At 52.1% G+C, this 18,501-nt stretch carries 12 protein-coding genes; 7 read left to right on the forward strand and 5 right to left on the reverse strand.

From position 1 onward, the window contains the following. The first annotated feature begins 56 nt into the window (after nucleotides 1-56). Both lysA and HF324_RS30930 read left to right on the forward strand, forming a co-directional pair. Nucleotides 57-1,280, forward strand: coding sequence for a diaminopimelate decarboxylase (lysA, locus tag HF324_RS30925; protein WP_168807402.1), 1,224 nt, complete (start codon nucleotides 57-59; stop codon nucleotides 1,278-1,280). A gap of 256 nt (nucleotides 1,281-1,536) precedes the next feature. Continuing rightward, the gene (locus HF324_RS30930) at nucleotides 1,537-3,879 is read left to right on the forward strand and encodes a hypothetical protein (RefSeq protein WP_168861575.1); all 2,343 of its coding nucleotides are present in this window, start codon (nucleotides 1,537-1,539) and stop codon (nucleotides 3,877-3,879) included. Nucleotides 3,880-3,968: 89 nt separating this feature from the next. On the opposite strand, the gene HF324_RS30935 is transcribed toward HF324_RS30930, so the two are convergent. Both HF324_RS30935 and HF324_RS30940 read right to left on the reverse strand, forming a co-directional pair. Further along, nucleotides 3,969-7,616: a BamA/TamA family outer membrane protein gene (locus tag HF324_RS30935; protein ID WP_168861576.1), complete on the reverse strand. Its 3,648-nt coding sequence runs from the start codon at nucleotides 7,614-7,616 to the stop codon at nucleotides 3,969-3,971. Further along, entirely contained in the window at nucleotides 7,613-8,437 is an 825-nt protein-coding gene (locus HF324_RS30940) for a hypothetical protein (RefSeq protein WP_168807406.1), read from the reverse strand. Before HF324_RS30940 ends, HF324_RS30935 begins: the two co-directional genes overlap by 4 nt. A 148-nt stretch (nucleotides 8,438-8,585) precedes the next feature. Here HF324_RS30940 and HF324_RS30945 point away from each other — a divergent pair, with 148 nt between their 5' ends. From HF324_RS30945 to HF324_RS30965, 5 genes are read left to right on the forward strand one after another with little or no spacing between them, the layout of a single operon-like run. After that, nucleotides 8,586-9,836, forward strand: coding sequence for a Pycsar system effector family protein (locus HF324_RS30945; protein ID WP_168861577.1), 1,251 nt, complete (start codon nucleotides 8,586-8,588; stop codon nucleotides 9,834-9,836). A gap of 6 nt (nucleotides 9,837-9,842) precedes the next feature. Continuing rightward, the gene (ppk1, locus tag HF324_RS30950; protein ID WP_168861578.1) at nucleotides 9,843-11,834 is read left to right on the forward strand and encodes a polyphosphate kinase 1; all 1,992 of its coding nucleotides are present in this window, start codon (nucleotides 9,843-9,845) and stop codon (nucleotides 11,832-11,834) included. Nucleotides 11,835-11,844: 10 nt separating this feature from the next. Continuing rightward, a complete protein-coding gene (locus HF324_RS30955) occupies nucleotides 11,845-12,372 on the forward strand; it encodes a thioredoxin family protein (protein ID WP_258539334.1) in 528 nt (175 codons plus the stop codon). After that, a complete protein-coding gene (locus tag HF324_RS30960) occupies nucleotides 12,365-12,889 on the forward strand; it encodes a DUF4442 domain-containing protein (protein ID WP_246269330.1) in 525 nt (174 codons plus the stop codon). Before HF324_RS30955 ends, HF324_RS30960 begins: the two co-directional genes overlap by 8 nt. A 29-nt stretch (nucleotides 12,890-12,918) precedes the next feature. Further along, nucleotides 12,919-14,325, forward strand: a complete 1,407-nt coding sequence (locus tag HF324_RS30965) for an MBL fold metallo-hydrolase RNA specificity domain-containing protein (RefSeq protein ID WP_168807412.1) — start codon at nucleotides 12,919-12,921, stop codon at nucleotides 14,323-14,325. A 97-nt stretch (nucleotides 14,326-14,422) separates the two neighbouring features. Here HF324_RS30965 and HF324_RS30970 read toward each other — a convergent pair whose 3' ends face one another. The 3 genes from HF324_RS30970 to HF324_RS30980 all read right to left on the reverse strand — a co-directional run bounded on the left by HF324_RS30970 (nucleotide 14,423) and on the right by HF324_RS30980 (nucleotide 18,467). Continuing rightward, nucleotides 14,423-16,735 (reverse strand): sensor histidine kinase, encoded by a 2,313-nt coding sequence (locus HF324_RS30970; protein ID WP_168861579.1) that lies wholly within the window; start codon nucleotides 16,733-16,735, stop codon nucleotides 14,423-14,425. After that, nucleotides 16,735-17,589, reverse strand: coding sequence for a ligand-binding sensor domain-containing protein (locus HF324_RS30975; RefSeq protein WP_168861580.1), 855 nt, complete (start codon nucleotides 17,587-17,589; stop codon nucleotides 16,735-16,737). Before HF324_RS30975 ends, HF324_RS30970 begins: the two co-directional genes overlap by 1 nt. Before the next feature lie 137 nt (nucleotides 17,590-17,726). Then, a complete protein-coding gene (locus tag HF324_RS30980) occupies nucleotides 17,727-18,467 on the reverse strand; it encodes an SDR family oxidoreductase (protein ID WP_168861581.1) in 741 nt (246 codons plus the stop codon). Between the last annotated feature and the right edge of the window lie 34 nt (nucleotides 18,468-18,501).

The following is an 18,501-nucleotide window of genomic DNA, read 5'->3' on the forward strand; positions in this document are numbered from 1 at the left end:
ATTTCAGTTTTGCGTAGTAATTTTGCCTCCTCATTCTTAAATCAAGGAGTAAATCAATGCCTAAACAAAGCGACGTTCTTGCTACCGACTTCCTCGTGAAAATAGCAGATGAATTTGGTACCCCGGTATATATATACCACGCAGAAAAGATCAAAACCCAGTACGAAAAGCTTCAGAAAGCCTTCCATAAGGCCAATACCCGCTTTTTCTACGCCTGTAAGGCATTGACCAATATCAACATCCTTAAGTACGTTAACTCCCTTGGTTGCGGACTGGACACGGTATCCATACAGGAAGTACAGCTGGGCCTTAAAGCCGGGTTCGATCCGAAAAATATCATCTTTACCCCCAACTGTGTTGACCTGCAGGAAATTATTGCTGCCAAAGAACTCGGCGTGATTATCAACATCGATAACCTCTCCATCCTGGAACAATTTGGCAACAAATTCGGCGGCAGCTATCCCATCAGCATCCGGCTCAACCCGCACATCATGGCGGGTGGCAACTTTAAAATCTCCACCGGGCACATCGACAGCAAATTTGGTATCTCCATCCACCAGATGCGCCACATCGAAAGGATCGTGAAATCCACCAAACTGAAAGTGACCGGCCTGCACATGCATACCGGCTCCGAAATCAAAGACGTGGACGTTTTCCTCCGCGGCGTGGAAATCATGTTCGAAATGACCCAGCACTTCCCCGACCTCGAGTCCATCGACCTGGGCAGCGGATTTAAAGTGGCCTACCAACAGGGAGATCCTGAAACAGACATCGACCTGCTGGGCAAAAAACTGAGCGACGCCTTCAACAACTTCGCCAAAAACTACGAGAAACCGCTCCAGCTCTGGTTCGAACCAGGAAAATACCTGGTAAGCCAGTGCGGGTACTTCGTGGTAAAAGCCAACGTGATCAAACAAACCACCGCCAACGTATTCGTAGGCGTTAACTCCGGCTTTAACCACCTGATCAGGCCCATGTTCTACGACGCCTTCCACCTGATCCGCAATATCTCCAACCCGAAAGGCACCGAACGCATTTATACCGTGGTAGGTAACATCTGCGAAACCGATACCTTCGGCTGGGACCGCAAAATCAATGAAGTACGCGAAGGCGACTACCTCGTGTTCTACAACGCAGGCGCCTATGGCTTCGAAATGTCTTCCAACTTCAACTCCCGCCTGAAACCGGCAGAAGTGATGGTCAAAGACGGCAAGCCCTTCCTGATCCGCAAGCGGGACACCCTCGAAGACCTGCTGAAAAACCAGATCGAACTGATTTAAAGATTTTCGGATTTTGGAATTTCTTGATTTCCGGATTTTCATTATACAATTCCCCAATTTGTTAAACATTGGCTATCAAATAGCGAAAATCAAGAAATTCCAAAATTTGAAAATTATAAAATATTGGTCCTACCTTTACGTCTGCATACTATCTCCCCTCATTACTCCTGCACACTGTTTTTACTGTAAATTGTAATAAGAATTTTTTGCTGGCGCATAAATGAACAGCCTTTGGTGATAATTATATACCGTTTATATGAAGATTTTAACTGCACACTCCAGTGTAACACATGATGAACAGGTAATTGATTCCAATATATCTTTCGTCCCCTTCGTCCGCTTCCTCAAGGAGAAAGCGAAGAATGAAGACGATCCGCGCTCCGCTTTTTATCGAATGATCATACGGAAATTTGAAGGCCATCCCGAAATCCTCCAACCCATTCCGCCATCTGCCGACCTTACGGAATACAAAGAATACCTCGACCTGCTGACAGCCGCCATATTCCCTGTCACCACCGATACGACCCGCGATATCTACGGCATCGGCGTGCCGTTTAAATTCGCCATTTTCTACTATTCCGACCTGTTCCGCCAGATGTTTACCGACAACGGCTCAGGCCTGGTAGTAGTACCACAGGGTATCTCGGTCAACAAAGTAAAAAAAGACAAGCTGACCTGGCTCTATAAACTCATCCTGGAAAGGATATATCATTTTCCGGTGAACTACCAGAACGAGATCATCCATCATATGGAACTGCCCGACGGCACCAAAAGATATGTGAAAGTCAACATAGACCCGCGTTTCGTAGATGTGAAGGTGAAAGGCGACAACCCGCCGCCGCTGGACTACACCAACTACTGCACCTACCAGACATGCCCCGATGCACTGAAAGACATTATCCCACCGGATAACTTCATGCTGGAAGGCTTTGTGATCTGGACCGTGGAAGACGTTACCCAGACAGAAATACTGAACAATATCAAAGGCCTGGTAATGAACATGAAAGCCAGCAACGAAGCCGAAAGCTACCGTACGCTGGAAAAAATGATCCCTACCATCATGGGCGGCAAAGGTATCACGGCGCATATCGTTCCCTTCCCGAAAGTGAATGGCAAAAACGTGCTGGAAGAACAATTTTCAAACGCCGATCCCATCCTCGGCGTAGGTAACAAAAAGCAACAGCAACATTTCTTCCAGCTACTGCTGGACCATGGGACCAAACAGCCCACTCCGCTGATACTGCCGACGGTCACCGACGCCAGCATCACCCAATACCCGTTCCTGAAATACCTGCCCATCAAGAATATCCAGAGCTTCATCCTCTTCCCCATCACCCATAAAAAAGAAATACTGGGTGTACTGGAACTGGCATCCTCCACGCCCAATGCACTATCTGCTGAACCGCTGTGGAAACTGGAAAGCACCTACCCGCTGATCGTCATGATGCTCAGCCGGAGCATGAGCATCCTCGACAACCGGCTCAACGAAGTGTTGAAAGACCAGTTCACCGCCCTGCAACCCTCCGTGGAATGGAAATTCACGGAGGCGGCATGGAACTACCTGCTGACGCCGCCGGAAGAACGCAAAGACATCGAAAATATTTCCTTTGAAGAAGTATACCCGCTCTATGGCGCCATCGATATCCGCAACTCCTCCGTACAACAGGGCAACGCCCTGCGGGAAGACCTGCAGGAGCAACTGGAGCTGATCAAATACACCCTGCAGCAGATAGCACAGGAAGTACACCTCCCGCTGCTGGAAGAGCTGATGTTTAAAACGGAAGACCTCCTGCGGGGCCTCAGCGACAACCTCACCGCCGGTGAAGACCTGAAGGTCAACGAATTCATGGAACAGGAAATTCAGCCCATACTCGAACACCTGTGCGAAGGCAGCGAAACGCTGAAACCGGTGCTGAACAACTATTTCAATAAAATCGATAAGGAACAGGGCCACGTATTCCGCCATCGCCGCGAATATGAAGAAAGCCTCTCTGTCATCAACAGGGCCATCAGCCAGTACCTGGAAAAAGAGCGGTTGTACATCCAGCAGTCCTTCCCCTGTTACTTTGAAAAATACCGTACAGACGGTATCGAATACACGATCTACATCGGACAGTCTATTGCGCAGGAAAAGAAATTCGACCAGCTATACCTGCGTAACCTCCGCCTGTGGCAACTTTCGTCTATGGCGCGGATTGCCCGGCTGACCAATAAAATATCGCCGCAGCTGAAGATACCGCTGCAAACCACGCAGATGATCCTCATGCACAGCGCCCCCATTACCATCAGTTTCCGCAGCGACGAACGCCGCTTCGACGTGGAAGGCGCCTACAACATCCGCTATGAGATCATCAAAAAAAGAATCGATAAAGTACACGTGAAAGATACCGGCGAACGCCTTACCCAGCCTGGCACGATCGCGATGGTATATTCCTATGTTCGGGAGATGGAGGAGTTGAGAAAATACATCTCTTTCCTGCAGGCAAAGAATATCCTGCTGCCTGATATCGAAATGCTGGACCTGGAAGAGCTTCAGGGTGTCAGCGGCCTTAAAGCCCTGCGCGTGCGGGTGAACATGGAACACGAAACCCAGGACTAACGTCCCGGGCTACAATATTGAAGAAGCCCCGGTCCTTTTATGGATTCAGCACTGAAAGCTGACTTCCTTAAAAGCACCGGGGCTTTCTTTTAGAATTTAAAGCCTAATGTTACATAGGGAATCGTTTCTTCACTCGAATGCCCTACCACCGCCGTAATAATCAACGCATTCACCGGCGCCAGGTACAGGCCTCCGCCGTACCCGTCGTGCCATACGTGTGATTGCTCGTTATCTTTCCATACCCGGCCCACGTCATTAAACGCCAGCAGGCCCACAGTCGCCGGCAGCACGTACGTCTTCAGATCAAACAGCTTCACCCGTATTTCTGTATTGTTATAGGCTGACGCTCCGCCGGCAAAACGGTAGTTGCGGAAACCGCGCAGGTTTTGCGTACCGCCGATGGTAGCTGCCTGGAAAAATTCATAATCGCCCCAGATCTTACTGCCCCCAAAACGGCTGACAATTACAAAATTGGCCGGTATCCGGAAGCTCATATACAGGCTCAGATCGGATTGCAGCTGCATATAATTTTTGCTGTCGCCGCTGAGCCCTTTGTTGCCCGCCCAGGAGGTGGTCCATAAGATACCTCTTGTCGGCGCCAGCGTATTGTTACGGGTGTCTATCTGGGCTACCACTTTAAGCCCTGCATAATATTTATTGGTGAATACACCGGCAGAATCCAGCCCGTTCTTCGCGAAGTTGGTAATAAAGCGGTTGTCATTCTCATCTTTGTCGAAAGCGTAGTGATTCACCGAAGGCCCATAAGACAAGCTGAAATGGTTACTTAATTTGGTGCGTAACAGCGCTTCCAGCGTGTACAGGTTAAACCGTGCACGGTAATAGGTGATCTTTTTGCCACCGCTTTTATCAAAGACGGTTTCATTCCCCAGCCCGAAGAAGTTGATAGTATTGTTCGGTGCTTTGGCCCTTGCCATCAGCAACAGGTCCGATTTGCCGACAACATCGGTGAACTCCCCGTCGTACCGGAAGTTCCAGGCTTTTGTGGCGAGTGCATGGGTGGCCGTAAAAATATGTTTGGCCGCATAAGGCTCTTTGCGGAACGAATGCCGGATCATTTGCAGCGCTACCCCCAGCTGTACGCCATCGTCGCGGTTATAACCGGCTGCCAGCATGGGAAAGGTTTTGTTGTACTGGAAAGCGCTGCGGTTATAGCGGATATTCTCCGGGGCGTCTGACAGGCGGCGTTGGGTATGGCCATCCAGCAGAAAGGTATCTTTGCCGCTGCGCTGGTCGTATATACGTATCCGTTTGCCCGCGCCGGACGTGGAGCTGTCAATGTAAGTGTCTGCGTCTTTACCACCGATCAGCCGTATCCGGATGGGAGTGCCATGATTGCCTTTGATCTCAAAACGGTCATTGCCGCCCAGGCCGTATACGTTCACCTCTTTGGTTTCTTTAGGATCGAAGGTGCGGGAATAGATGTTTTGCTCTACTTCTCCCTTTTTGCTGATCTTGAACATATTCAGCGTTACGGCGCCTCCCTCCTTCTTCTCCACCTGTATCAGCTCTTTTTTCTGTGTGGCAGGTACGTCCACGCCTTTTGCGAGGAAGCGGTAATATTTGAGCATGTTGTCTTTGAGGATGTTCCGGCGGACAGAGAGCCGGTGCAGCATCATAGGTCCTACCTGTGACCGGATGGTGTCCGGGAAAGCGTTGACAGCAGCTTGTATCACGCTGTCCGTCATCTTACCGAGGAACTTGTCGGTTTGTTTCTCCCAGTCTTTTTTCTCCAGCTCGTTCATGAAGGAACGGTCAAAGTAGCGGGCGCTGAACTGGAAGCCGTTCACATCCGGGATACGGTCGCGGAAGCCCTGGATACCGGGCAGCAGCCACGGCTTGCATATGAGCCGGGGCAACAGTCCTTCGTTGACAAAGAAAGCCTGGTCACGGTCACGGGGCACCGGGTAATAGTATTCCTGGCCTTTGTGTTTTTCCCGGTACCAGCGCCACTGATCGTCATGCCGGTCAAAGTCCATGATGTAGGTATCGAAAATACGGGCGCGCAGCACCGCTTTCTGGTCTATGTGGATATCATTGTCGCCCTGTATTTTGGCCAGTACCTTAGGCGTATTGTATGTTTTATCCTTATCGCCGGTGATGGGTTCTCTCTCTTCCAACAGAAACACTTCATCGCCGAAGACATTGGCGTAGGTGCCCAGCGACGTATCAAGGGGAAGATAAACGAAAGACGGGTGGGTATGTGGTATGCCTTCCGCTTCTGCCAGCACGCTGACCGCCAGCGGCGCATAGGGGTTGGCAGCGGATATCTGGTCCTGTACCACCTCCCGGGCGATGGTTTCACGCAGCATCTCAGGGATGGCCGCCAGCGGAAACTTCTTCAGGGAACGCATGGCGTACTCTTTCCCTGTACTGTCTGCCAGCCGTAGCGAGTGGGTTTGTTTACCGCCGCCGCGCTGTAAGATGGTCAGTCCTTCTTTTTGCAGATTTATCACCGGGAAATGCATCGGCGTGTTCCATACGCTGCGGTAGTTATCGCCCAGCAGGAAACGGTGGAACTTATTCGCCTTCGCGTATTGTGTATCCGCGGCCACTGTCACGAATTCCGGCAGGTTAGCCGGCTCGCGGAACGCCAGCCCCTGGCTGCGGATATCCTGGATTTTTAACACGGTATCACTGTAGGCCGGCGCCGACAGGTCTTTGGCCAGGAAATACTGCGCCCGCACGGTACCATCGGACATTACCTCGATGGTGCTGAAACCGTTTTCCGACGTGGCGTACAACGACTTGCGGCCTTTTTTAACACGGTTGTTTTTGGCGCCGCTGCCGCTCACGAGGTAGGTATTGGATTTGTCTTTGATCAACTGCAGGGTATGGTCGTGGCCAGAGACAAAGACTGCCGGGCCATGGGGCTTAAAAGCTTCTTCCACCCCTTTGATCATGTACTGGTATTTGGGGTTGGGAATGTCTTCCGGTGTGCCGAATACACCGCGTGCCAGCGGATAGATGGACCCGATCACCGGCAAGGGCACATACAGCCAGGGCTTCAGGTCCGTCAGCGGGAAAATATGTTGTTTGATGGTGTAATAACCGCCATGGGGACCGTAGCTACGGAACGGATGGTGCGTCGCAAAAATGAGCAGTTTGTTCCGGTTATTGGCCACGATGTCCGCCAGCCTGTCCACCACCTCTTCTTTGTCTTTGCAATCGCAGGATGATTCGGCGCCTGGTTTTTCATAAGGGAACACCCACCATTCGCTGTCCATAATAATGAGCGTGATATTATCCGCCAGCTTCACTTCTACCGGGCCGGGGCAGCCGTCTTTCGGCTGGAAGTCAACATTATCGAGGTGCAGCGAGTCGATATATTCCTGTTGATTGCGGACTACCTGCCATCCATCGGGTTTGCTTTTGTCCCAGTCATGGTTGCCGGGTACGAAGATGCCCCTGGCGCGGGTGCCTTTCACCAGTCCTACCTGGTAATCAAGTATCTCTTTGGCTATGGGGTACGATGACTGTGAGGGATCGGGTAACCCTCTCGGGTATACGTTATCACCGAGGAAGAGAACGGTGTTGATATCTTCCTGCAGGTCGTATTTTTGCCTTACCGCATCTACAACAGGGTTACGTCCGTTTTCGTGCAGTTCGCCGGCATCGCCGATCAGGATGATCCTTTTAACGACAGCGGGGGCCTGCGCAAATATGCGGCCGCAGGTCAGAAAAGCGAGTGTGACAAGGATAATGGCTCTGTTGCTCATTTGCGATGGTAAGTGAATTTAAGAATATTGGCGGAGCCGTCGTCACCGCCTTCATTGGAGATATACAGATCACCGTTGGCCGCAAAGGTAAGACCTTCCGGTTGCCGGAAGAGCCGGTGTTTGAGGTTATAGGCTTCCTGTACATGTCCCTGCAGGTCGGTGATCACCAGCAGGCCGTTGACAGATGCCACGATATACAGGCGTTTTTCTACCGGGTGTATCGCTGCAGCGGACGGCTTAAAGAAGCGCATGTCCGTGCCGGCCAGTTTGGCAATTTCCTGGTTGTTCAGTTGGAAGACAGGCACCGTATCGAAGCTGCGGGTCGCAAGGTCGAAGCGGAAAGCGCTGGTCACTCCTGCCTTTTTATCATCCGCCGCATTTTTGGAGATCAGGATGATCGCGTTGCGGAGGCTGTCGAAATAAGTGGTTTCAAATTCCCGTTTACCAGGTTTGGGGAACTTGTGGTGCGTACCGGAAACACTGTCGGCGAAGAGGCCGTGAACTTCGTATAATGAGCCGTTGCTTTTAAGCACAAACCATCCGCTGTCGGTACGGCATATGTCCTCAAAGTCCCCATGTTTGGCGAATTTCCAGGTGGGATAGGCTTTGGTGGTGTGTACATCGATCTGGTACACCTTGCCTTCCTCGTCATTGACCGCTATCATATTGGTTTCGTCGGGGAAAGCTTCTATGCCGGAGATCTCCTGCATCGACTCCCTGACCCTGTAACGTACCGGCTGTTTCAGGTCGTAGCCTGCCGGGGATGCAAATACTTTCTGTTCCTGGTCGCTGATGTTATTACAGGAAAGGAACGCTAACATGATTATCAACAGGGTTGTTCGGTTCATACGTCAGCTTTGTAGCATAAATTTAACTCAAAAATGCAGTAACTTCCCTCACGCAAAGGCGTAAATCGGGGAATGCATGCAAAAGTACCGCTTTCTCCCATTGCCTGACAAAACTAAGAATATGCAGAACAGCTCACTCATTGACGCCGCCAGAGACTTTGTAATGGCCCAGTACCAGCAACATCCGCATCCTGAACTGGTATACCACAACCTGGAACATACGCTGCAGGTGGTAAAAGCTGCCGCACAGATCGCCGCCCACTACCGCCTTCAGGACGAAGAACTGCAGGCCGTTTACGTAGCTGCCTGGTTCCATGACGCAGGCTATCTGCTGGGAGAAGCCGGTAAACACGAGGAAAACGGCGCCGCAGAAGCAGTCAACTTCTTACAAAGCCAACAGGCGCCCGAGCATATACAGGCCATGGTAAAAGGCGCTATCCTCGCCACCAAAATGCCACAGTCGCCCCACAACCTCGTGGAGCAGATCGTGTGCGACGCCGACCTGTTTCATCTTGGATCTAAAGACTATGCCGACCGCAACAAGCTGCTGCGCAAAGAAGTGGAGCTGAGAACACAGCAGGAGATCCCCGGCAGTACCTGGCTGGCGAGCAACATCAAATTCCTCACCGCCCACCATTACTGGACGGACTACGCACAGACCTATACCAAACAACAAAAAGAAGAAAACCTGCAGAAGCTGTATAAGAAACTGGAAAAGAAAACGGCCGAAGCCGCAGAGGAAGCAGCAGCCATACCGGTAGCCGCCGTAGCAGACAACGCCGCTACCGCCGATGCGGCACTGCTGGAGAAAAATAAAAAGAAAGACAAGGATAAAAAGCCCGACCGTGGCGTGGAAACGATGTTCCGCATCACCTCCACCAACCATATCCGTTTGAGTTCCATGGCCGACAGCAAGGCGCATATCATGATATCGGTCAATTCCATTATCATCTCCTTCATGCTCACCGTACTGGTACGGCGGCTGGAAGACTATCCCAATATGGTGCTTCCGGCGGTCATCTTCCTGATCACCTCCGTCACCACCGTCATCTTCGCGGTGCTGGCCACCCGACCCAACGTCACCAGCGGCACTTTCACCGCCGATGATATCAACAACAAAAACGCCAACCTGCTGTTCTTCGGTAATTTTTATAAGATGAAGCTGGATGAATACGAATGGGGCATGCGAAAAATGATGGACGACGCCGATTTCCTTTACGGCAGCATGACCAAAGACGTATACCACCTCGGCGTGGTACTGGCGCACAAATACAAACTGCTCCGTATATCCTATAACGTTTTTATGTTTGGCCTCATCGCCTCCGTGCTGGCCTTCATGATCGCCGCCATCTTTTTCCCGGTAAAAGCATAAGTATTCATGGCTATTCCTTTATATAACCGCGATCTCAGCTGGTTGTCCTTCAACCACAGGGTATTGCAGATGGCAGCCGACCCACAGGTACCACTATACGAACGCATTAAGTTTCTGTCCATCTTCTCTTCCAATCTCGACGAATTTTTCCGGGTGCGCATGCCCGCCATCCTGGCGATCAACAAAGTGCTGGAGCGGGACCCTGACGCCGCCGGCGAAGAATCGCCTGCGCCGGAGACCTTACAGGAAGTGATGGACACCATCAACCGCCACCAGGAAGAATACGGGAAGATATTTGCCGGCATGGTGCTGCCGGCCCTGAAGAAAGAGGGCGTCACCCTCTTCTACGGGCCAGACCCCGCACCCGAACTGGCCGCCCGCACCAGGTCGTATTTCCAGGCTACCGTACAAGCCTGGCTACAGCCTGTATGGCTCAGCCAACGGCACAAAAAATTTTTCCCGGAGAACAACGCGCTGTACCTGGTAGTCACCGTCAGCCCCCAGGCGACGCCCGATACCCGGGAGATCGTGCTGGTGAACATACCTTCGGGACTGAAACGCTTCATGACGCTGGACGCACCCGAAGGACAGTTCCACATCGCGCTGCTCGACGATATCATCCGCGCCCACCTGCCTTATCTCTTCCGGGGGTACATCATCCACCAGAGCTACAGCATCAAGCTCACGCGCAATGCGGAAATAGATATGGACGAAATGAAGGGCGACGTGCTGGAGGAAGTGGAGACCATGATCCGCAAGCGTGAGCTGGGCGTGCCCACCCGCTTCCTGTACGATGCCTCCATGCCGTTATCACTCCGCAATTTCCTGGCCGGCCAGTTTGAAGTGGCCGACAACGAGATGGTGCCCGGCGGCCGTTACCACAACCTGAAAGACCTGGCAGACCTGCCCATGCCGGCAGGCCTTCCCGGCGCCTTATATCCCAAAGCAAAACCGGTAGCGCAGCCTGAAGCTGCCGCGGCCGACTACCTGCTGGACCTGATACAACGCCGCGACCTGCTGCTGCATCTCCCGTATGCGCAATACGACCCCGTACTGCGCTTCTTCAGCGAAGCAGCCGTAGACGCTGACGTGGAAGAGATATATGTAACGCTCTATCGCATCGCCTCCGGCTCGCAGATAGCACAGGCTTTGATCACCGCCGCGCAAAACGGCAAAGCGGTAACCGTGTTCGTAGAACTCAAAGCGCGCTTCGACGAAGCCAATAACATCCGTTGGTCCAAGAAAATGAAAGAAGCCGGCGTAAAACTGATCTACAGCATCCCCGGCATGAAGGTACATGCCAAAACAGCGCTGGTAAAGCGCCGGCGCGGCTACCGCTGGGATTATTCCGGCCTGATCGCCACCGGCAACTTCAACGAAAGCACCGCCCGCTTCTATACAGACCATGTGCTGTTCACCGCACATGCCGGCATCACCCGGGAAATGGAACTGCTGTTCCTCTACCTGCAAAGCAGGGAGCAACCCATGGCTTACCACTTCCTGAAGTTTGAACACCTGCTGGTAGCCCAGTTCAACATGCTCACCCGCTTTACTGACATGATAGACCGGGAGATCGCCAACGTGCAAAAAGGACTGCCGGCGAAGATCACCGTCAAAATCAATAATCTCCAGGAGAAATCCATGATCGCCAAACTGTACGAAGCCAGCCAGGCCGGCGTAACGGTGGACCTGGTCGTGCGCAGCATCAACTGCCTGCAAACCGGTATCCCGGAAAGCAGCCGTATCCGCGTGGTGCGTATCGTGGACCGCTACCTGGAACATGCAAGGGTGTTTATCTTCCACAACAACGGACAGGAAGAAGTATATATGGGGTCTGCCGACTGGATGAACCGGAACCTGCACCGCCGCATTGAAGTATGCGTGCCCGTATATGACGCCAGCCTGCGGCAGCAGCTGAAAGACATCGTATCGCTTCAACTGGCCGACGGTCACCACGCGCAGCAAGCCATACAGGCTTATGTTCAAAATATAGTGTAAATTAGACTGGATGAATAAACTGACTATTATGAAGAAGATGGTATGGGCATTGCTCCTTGGACTGTTTTTCGCCCTGCCGGCGATAGATGTACAGGCGCAGACACATGACCTGGAACACATTTACAATCCGGCCGCCGATGCGAAGGCGGATATAGCCGCCGCCGTTAAGAAGGCCTCACAGGAGAAAAAACATGTGCTGATACAGGTAGGCGGCAACTGGTGCATCTGGTGTAAGCGGCTGTACAAATTCGTGGAAGACGACGCAGCGCTGAAAGCCGCCATGAACAAAGACTATGTGGTATATCACCTCAACTACAGCAAAGAAAACAAAAACCTGCCTATCCTGAAAGAACTGGGATTTCCGCAGCGTTTCGGTTTCCCGGTACTGGTAGTGCTGGATAGCAAGGGCAACCGGCTGCATACGCAGAATACGGGCCTGCTGGAATCGGCCGACTCCTACGACAATAAGAAACTGGCGGAGTTCTTCAAACAATGGTCGCCAGCCGCTTTGCTGCCCTCCAATTACGTCAATGAATAATATTGCCATGAACAACGGCATGACCACTTTCAATACGGATGCTGTGCATACTTTTATAAAGTTTGCGCAGCATCCGTTTAAATTCAGGGCTTACCTCTTCTGGAAGCTGCCTGCAGCCTGGCTCGCCGGCGTAAGGGTACATGCCCTCGGGGAAGATGCCTGCACCACCTCCGTACCCTACCGGTGGCTGTCACAGAACCCGTTCCGCTCCACTTACTTCGCCTGTCTTGCTATGGCCGCAGAAATGAGCACCGGCCTTCCCGCCATGATGTATGTTCAGAGTGCGCCCAAACGTATATCCATGCTTGTTACCGGACTGGAATCCACCTTTGTGAAAAAAGCCACAGGCCTCACTTACTTCACCTGTAACGACCTCCCTGCCATGAAGGCCGCTATGAGCAAAGCCATGAACCAGGAAGAAGCGGTCGCCGTTACCATGCGCAGCGAAGGCAGGGACAAACAAGGCACGCTAATTGCCTCCTTCGCCGTCACCTGGTCTTTTAAAGGAAAATCATAAATGGTGGTCATCACCCTAAATCAAGGATAATGAAAATAGCATTCCATGGTGCGGCCCGCACCGTTACCGGCTCCAAGCACCTGATCACACTAAAGAACGGAAAAAAGATCCTGCTGGACTGCGGCATGTTTCAAGGCATGGGCGCAGAAACCGATGAACTGAACAGAGACTTTGGTTTTGACCCAACGGAAGTCACGTATATGATCCTCTCCCACGCCCACATCGACCACTCCGGCCTGATTCCCCGCCTTGTGAAAATGGGCTATGGCGGCGAAATCTACTGCACGCCCGGTACCCGCGACCTCACCGAGATCCTGCTGCTCGACTCCGCAGAGATACAGGAAGATGATGTGAAGTTCACCAACAAAAAAAGAGCTAACGAAGGCAAACCATATGTACAGCCGCTGTACACCGTAGAAGATGCCAAAAGGGCGATCCAGTCCCTGAAGCCGGTCGGCAAGTATAATACCTGGGTTGACATCGATCCGGACGTGCAGGTGATGTTTACCGACGCCGGTCATATCGTAGGCGCCGCCGCCGTGCACCTGCGTATCAGGGAAAACGGCAAAACAGAACAGATCTCTTTCAGCGGTGACATTGGCCGGTATAATGACGCCATCCTCAAATCACCCGCTACTTTCCCGCAGGCAGACTATATCCTCATTGAGTCTACCTACGGCAGCACCCTGCATGCCGACGCAGCGCCCGCCGATGCAGAATTGCTGCGTTATATCAAAGAAACCTGCGTGGAAAAAAGAGGGAAACTGATCATCCCTGCCTTCAGCGTAGGCCGTACGCAGGAACTGCTGTACGCCCTAAACAAAGCACAGATTAACGGGACCCTACCCAGGGTAGACATCTTCGTGGACAGCCCGCTGTCTACCGAAGCTACTGCCGTTACCAAAGCACATCCGGAAGTATTTAACAGGGAAGTGTCTGACCTGCTGAAGCGGGATAACGACCCGTTCGATTTCCCGGGACTGCACTACGTAAAATCGGTGGATGAATCCAAAGGCCTTAACTTCCGCAAGGAGCCCTGCGTGATCATCTCCGCCTCCGGCATGGCGGAAGCCGGTCGCGTAAAACATCATATCGCCAACAATATCGACGAAGAGCGCAACACCATTCTCATTGTAGGCTATTGCGAACCACAGTCGCTGGGCGGACGGTTAATGCGCGGCGCAAAAGAAGTATCTATCTATGGTACCCGTTATGCAGTAAAAGCGGAAGTGGGCGTTATCCGCTCTATGAGCGCGCATGGCGACTATGAAGATCTCAGCCAGTGGCTTGCCTGCCAGCATCCGGGCGATGTGAAAAAACTATTCCTCGTACACGGCGAATACGACGTACAAACGATCTTCAAAAACTGGCTGGTCAAAAAAGGATTCCTCGATATAGAAATCCCCGAAAGACATTATGAAATTGGCCTGAGATAAATTACGAATTACGAATTACGAATTGAGGGCTGTCTTATGGAGCGGTTCATTAATAACTTTTCTAAAAGGGAGCCCTCAATTCGTAATTCGTAATTGACTATTCATGTACATACGGGAACCAGATGTTAACCCTTGTCCCTGTTGCGTTTCCTGCGCCGTCATTCAAATCTTCGATATCAAAGCTGGCATCCATATTAAAACGGCTGTTGTACAGCTGTAACCTGTCACGGGTAATCTGCAGCCCGCGGGAGTAGTGCTGGCCGTCCACTTTCCGGAGCGCTGCCGACCTGGCCCTGCCGATACCATTATCTTCTATGGTACATAATACCCTGTCGCCTACACGGGCGAACATAATCCTGATTTTCCCTTTATCGGGGATATGCAGGATACCATGCCAGATGGCATTCTCCACAAAGGGTTGCAGGATCATGGTGGGTATCTCCACAAAATCCGGCTCCAGTTCAGGATCTACGATAAACTCATATTCAAAGGCATCTGCGAAACGCAGCTTTTCCAGTTCCAGGTAGTTGGTGAGCATATTCACCTCTTTGGAGACAGGGATATTATTCAGCTGGGAGTTGTCCAGCACATTACGGATAAGCCTTGCAAACCGCGCCAGGTAAGCAAGTGCCTGCTCCGTTTCACTCTTCATCATAAATGTCTGGATCGAGTTCAGCGCATTAAAAATAAAGTGCGGGTTCATTTGTGCACGCAGCGCTTTCATTTCCAGCTGCGCCATCTGCTGCTGGATAGCGGCCCGCTCACGCGCCTCTTTCTTCACGGAGGAAATACGCAGCCGGATATAAAGATAAATCAGTCCCAGCGCCAGCAAGACACACAGGATACGGAACCAGGGCGTTTGCCAGAATGCCGGCCGGATGAATATTTTCAGTTCACTGGTATGCAGGGAGGTAGTGCCGGCTGAATTGACCGCCCTTACCCGGAAAGTATAACTGCCCGGCGCCAGGTTAGTATACTTGGCCACCAGCATGTTTTCCGCGCTCACCCAGTCTTCGTCCAGCCCCTCCAGCTGATAGTAGTAACGGATCTTCTCCTGGTGATAAGACAGGCTTTTGAATTCTATGCTGATGATATTCTGGCGGTGTTTCAGCTCAACAGGTTTATTGCCGCGCAGCGCTTCTTCTATCAGTACAATACTGTCCAACGCCTTCATATTGACGATGGTCACATCGGGCGGAGGTGGCGCCACTTCGAGTTTATCGGGTTCAAATACCACAAAGTGATCGGAGGCGCCCACCAGCAGCCGGCCGTCTTTCAGCCAGGAGATACGGCGGCGTACCTTGCGGGAGTTGTCGATGATATCGTCGTTCTGCGTAAATGTCTCCAGTTTTCCACCGGGGATAGTGTACCGGTAAAAGCCATAAGGCGTGATGAACCAGAACTTCCCGCGGACATCTTCCCGGATATTCAGTACCCATTCGTCAAAGAGCTGCCCGTCAATCCTGACGGGTACGTAAGTGCCGTTCCGGGTGTTGTACATCCAGAGCCCGTGATCGGTACCGGCTAACAGGGTGCTGTCATTATATCTTACCAGGGAGGTGACGTTGTTATAGCTGTGCTGGAGCCATTCAAAATTCTGCCGGGTAACGATCTTTCGCCTGTGCGGATCAAAAAGGATCAACCCACCACCGCTGGAAGCCAGCCATAGCAGCGAATCCCGCTCGGTCACGATCTGCAGCACCGACAAAGGACGTTTCAGCGAGTCGGTGATTTCATGATAATAGGTAAACCGGTTGGTACGCGGGTCCCAGCTGGCGAGGCCACGCTTATAAAGACCTATCCACACCACCGTATCCCCTTGTACCAGCAGGCGCAATAACGTTTGTTCGTGCAGCGCAGGAGAGGTAAGATGCCGGATAAACCGCCCGGTAGCGGGATTAAAAAGCGACAGGTTGCCATTTTCCTGTCCCACGAGGATAGTGCCGTTTTTCAGTTCACCGAAAGTCCATACCAGGCCCCGTTGCTCAGGAATGGTCCTGGCGGTATCAGTACCATGAAAATAGTTGTCCAGCAGTTCCAGCCGGGAAGACAACCTGCTGAAACCTTTTCCCCAGTAACCCACGTATACGTCGCCGTTAGTAGCCTGGTAAATGCCTGTCACCTCTGCCGCCGGCAGCCGTTTGGCGGTCTTATCAAAGGCAGTGCGGTGGTCGAGCATCCGGAAAGCGGTATTGTGAATACTGAGGATATTCACGCCCCGGTCGGTACCTATCCACAGGTGGCCTTCCCGGTCGCTCAGCATACAATTGGCTTCGTAGTCATAATGAAATCCCCTTTCATCCGCATTGTTGCTGGTGATGTTGAAATCGAACCGTTGCAGCGAGTCATTCAACCGGAAAATGCCGCCTTTTTCTGTGGCTACCCAGAGTTGCTGGTTACCGTCCGTCATCACATCAAAAATATGATCGCCTTCGGGGTATTGAAGCGGTATTCCCGCAGCGTATTGGCGGTGGGAATGTACTGGTAGAGGATGCCCTTTCTGCCGGCCAGCCATATGCGGTGTTGTTTATCGGTATAGATTTTTTTAAAGCTGTTGCGGATATCCAGTACCGGCAGGTGTCCGGGGTTATTGCCGGGGGTGAACAGCTGTTTACGGTCACGGTCGAGAATATACAAATGCTCTTTCCCACTGAGCCAGAGGTTCCCGGTTTCGTCCTCCATAATACCGTCCTGCATTTGCAGGCGGTCGGTTTCGGGCACCATGGCTGCTTTATGGAAGCTGAAAGAGGCTTCGTCGAACTGCATGAGGCCGTCGCGGGTGGTGGCCCATATCACGCCGTGGTGGTCCTGTATGATGTTGCTGCATTGCAGACCCTCCGGCAGTTCCGTTCTGTCGGCCACTTTGAGGGTTTTGATGAGCATTGTTACCGGGTCGTATACACGGATATTATCCGGGGTGCCCATCCAGATGCGGCCACGGCTATCTTCGCAGAGGCAGATATCGTCGTAGTAGATGGAGCCTGGCACCCTGTCGAAGTTGGCCATGGTCACCAGGTTGGTACCATCGTACCGTTGCAGGGCGGTACTGGCGATCCAGATAAACCCTTTGCGGTCCTGCAGGATGGCGGATACGTGGTTACTGGCAAGACCGTTGCTGATATCAAGGTGACGGAAATGATACGAGATATTTTCCTGCTGCGCGCTGGCAGTAAGCATTACAAAGAGGCCGCACAACAGGGTGCAGAGATACCTCGTTGTGCGATACCGTAATGGGGCGACTGACCAGATAATCTGTTCGATCATGGTGTTCAGGAAAAAAGTAGCTGTAAGATAAATGTACTAAATGTTTGCCTTGATATGTCAAAAATCGGTCCCGCTTAATATTGACGGCAATCCGTGGGACGTGAGAGTGTGTCAGCGGTAAGTGGGAGCAGCGGTAGTCAGAGGCTCATACCGCCGTCCATCACCAGTTCCGCGCCGGTAATAAAGGAGGCCGCATCACCGGATAAATGGGCTACCATTTTTCCCACGTCGCCGGCTTTCCCCATGTGCTGCAACGGTATACGGTCCAGCATCCAGGCTTTCAGGCCGTCGAGCTGCGCCTCGTCGTATCCTTGTTTTTGCAGGATCGCTGTTTCAATCGGTCCGGGGCTTATGGCGTTCACCCTTATTTTCCTTGGCGCCAGTTCAAGGGCCGCAATTTTCATCACGGCATTTAAAGCCGCTTTGCTGGAGGAATAGATAGAAGAGTTGGCGACGTTCATGCTGGCCGTGTTGGACGAGAGGAAGGTCACCGATGCGCCGTCATTCAGGAGGGGGATAAAGCGACTCAACGTAAAATAGGCGCCTTTGAAGTTAATATCTATCACCTGGTCGAATACCGCTTCCGTTGCCTGTTCGATAGCACCTCCGCCCAGGACGCCGGCGTTGATAAACAGGATGTCCACTTTCCCAAATGTTGCTTTGATGGTACCGGCGAGGCTTTCGATGGCAGCGAGATCGCCCTGGTCGGCCACTAGGCCGGTAACGCCCAGCTCGGCCGCGGCCGTGTCAATAGCATCTTTACGGCGGCCGGTGATGATCACCGTCGCACCCTGTTGTTTTAATTCCCTGGCTGTGGCATAACCGATGCCGCTGTTACCGCCGGTCACGACGGCTGTTTTTCCTTTCAGTGTTTCCATGATTTGTATGATTAAATAATTCATGACAAAGGTA

The sequence above is a fragment of the Chitinophaga oryzae genome, assembly GCF_012516375.2.
GTDB lineage: Bacteria > Bacteroidota > Bacteroidia > Chitinophagales > Chitinophagaceae > Chitinophaga > Chitinophaga oryzae.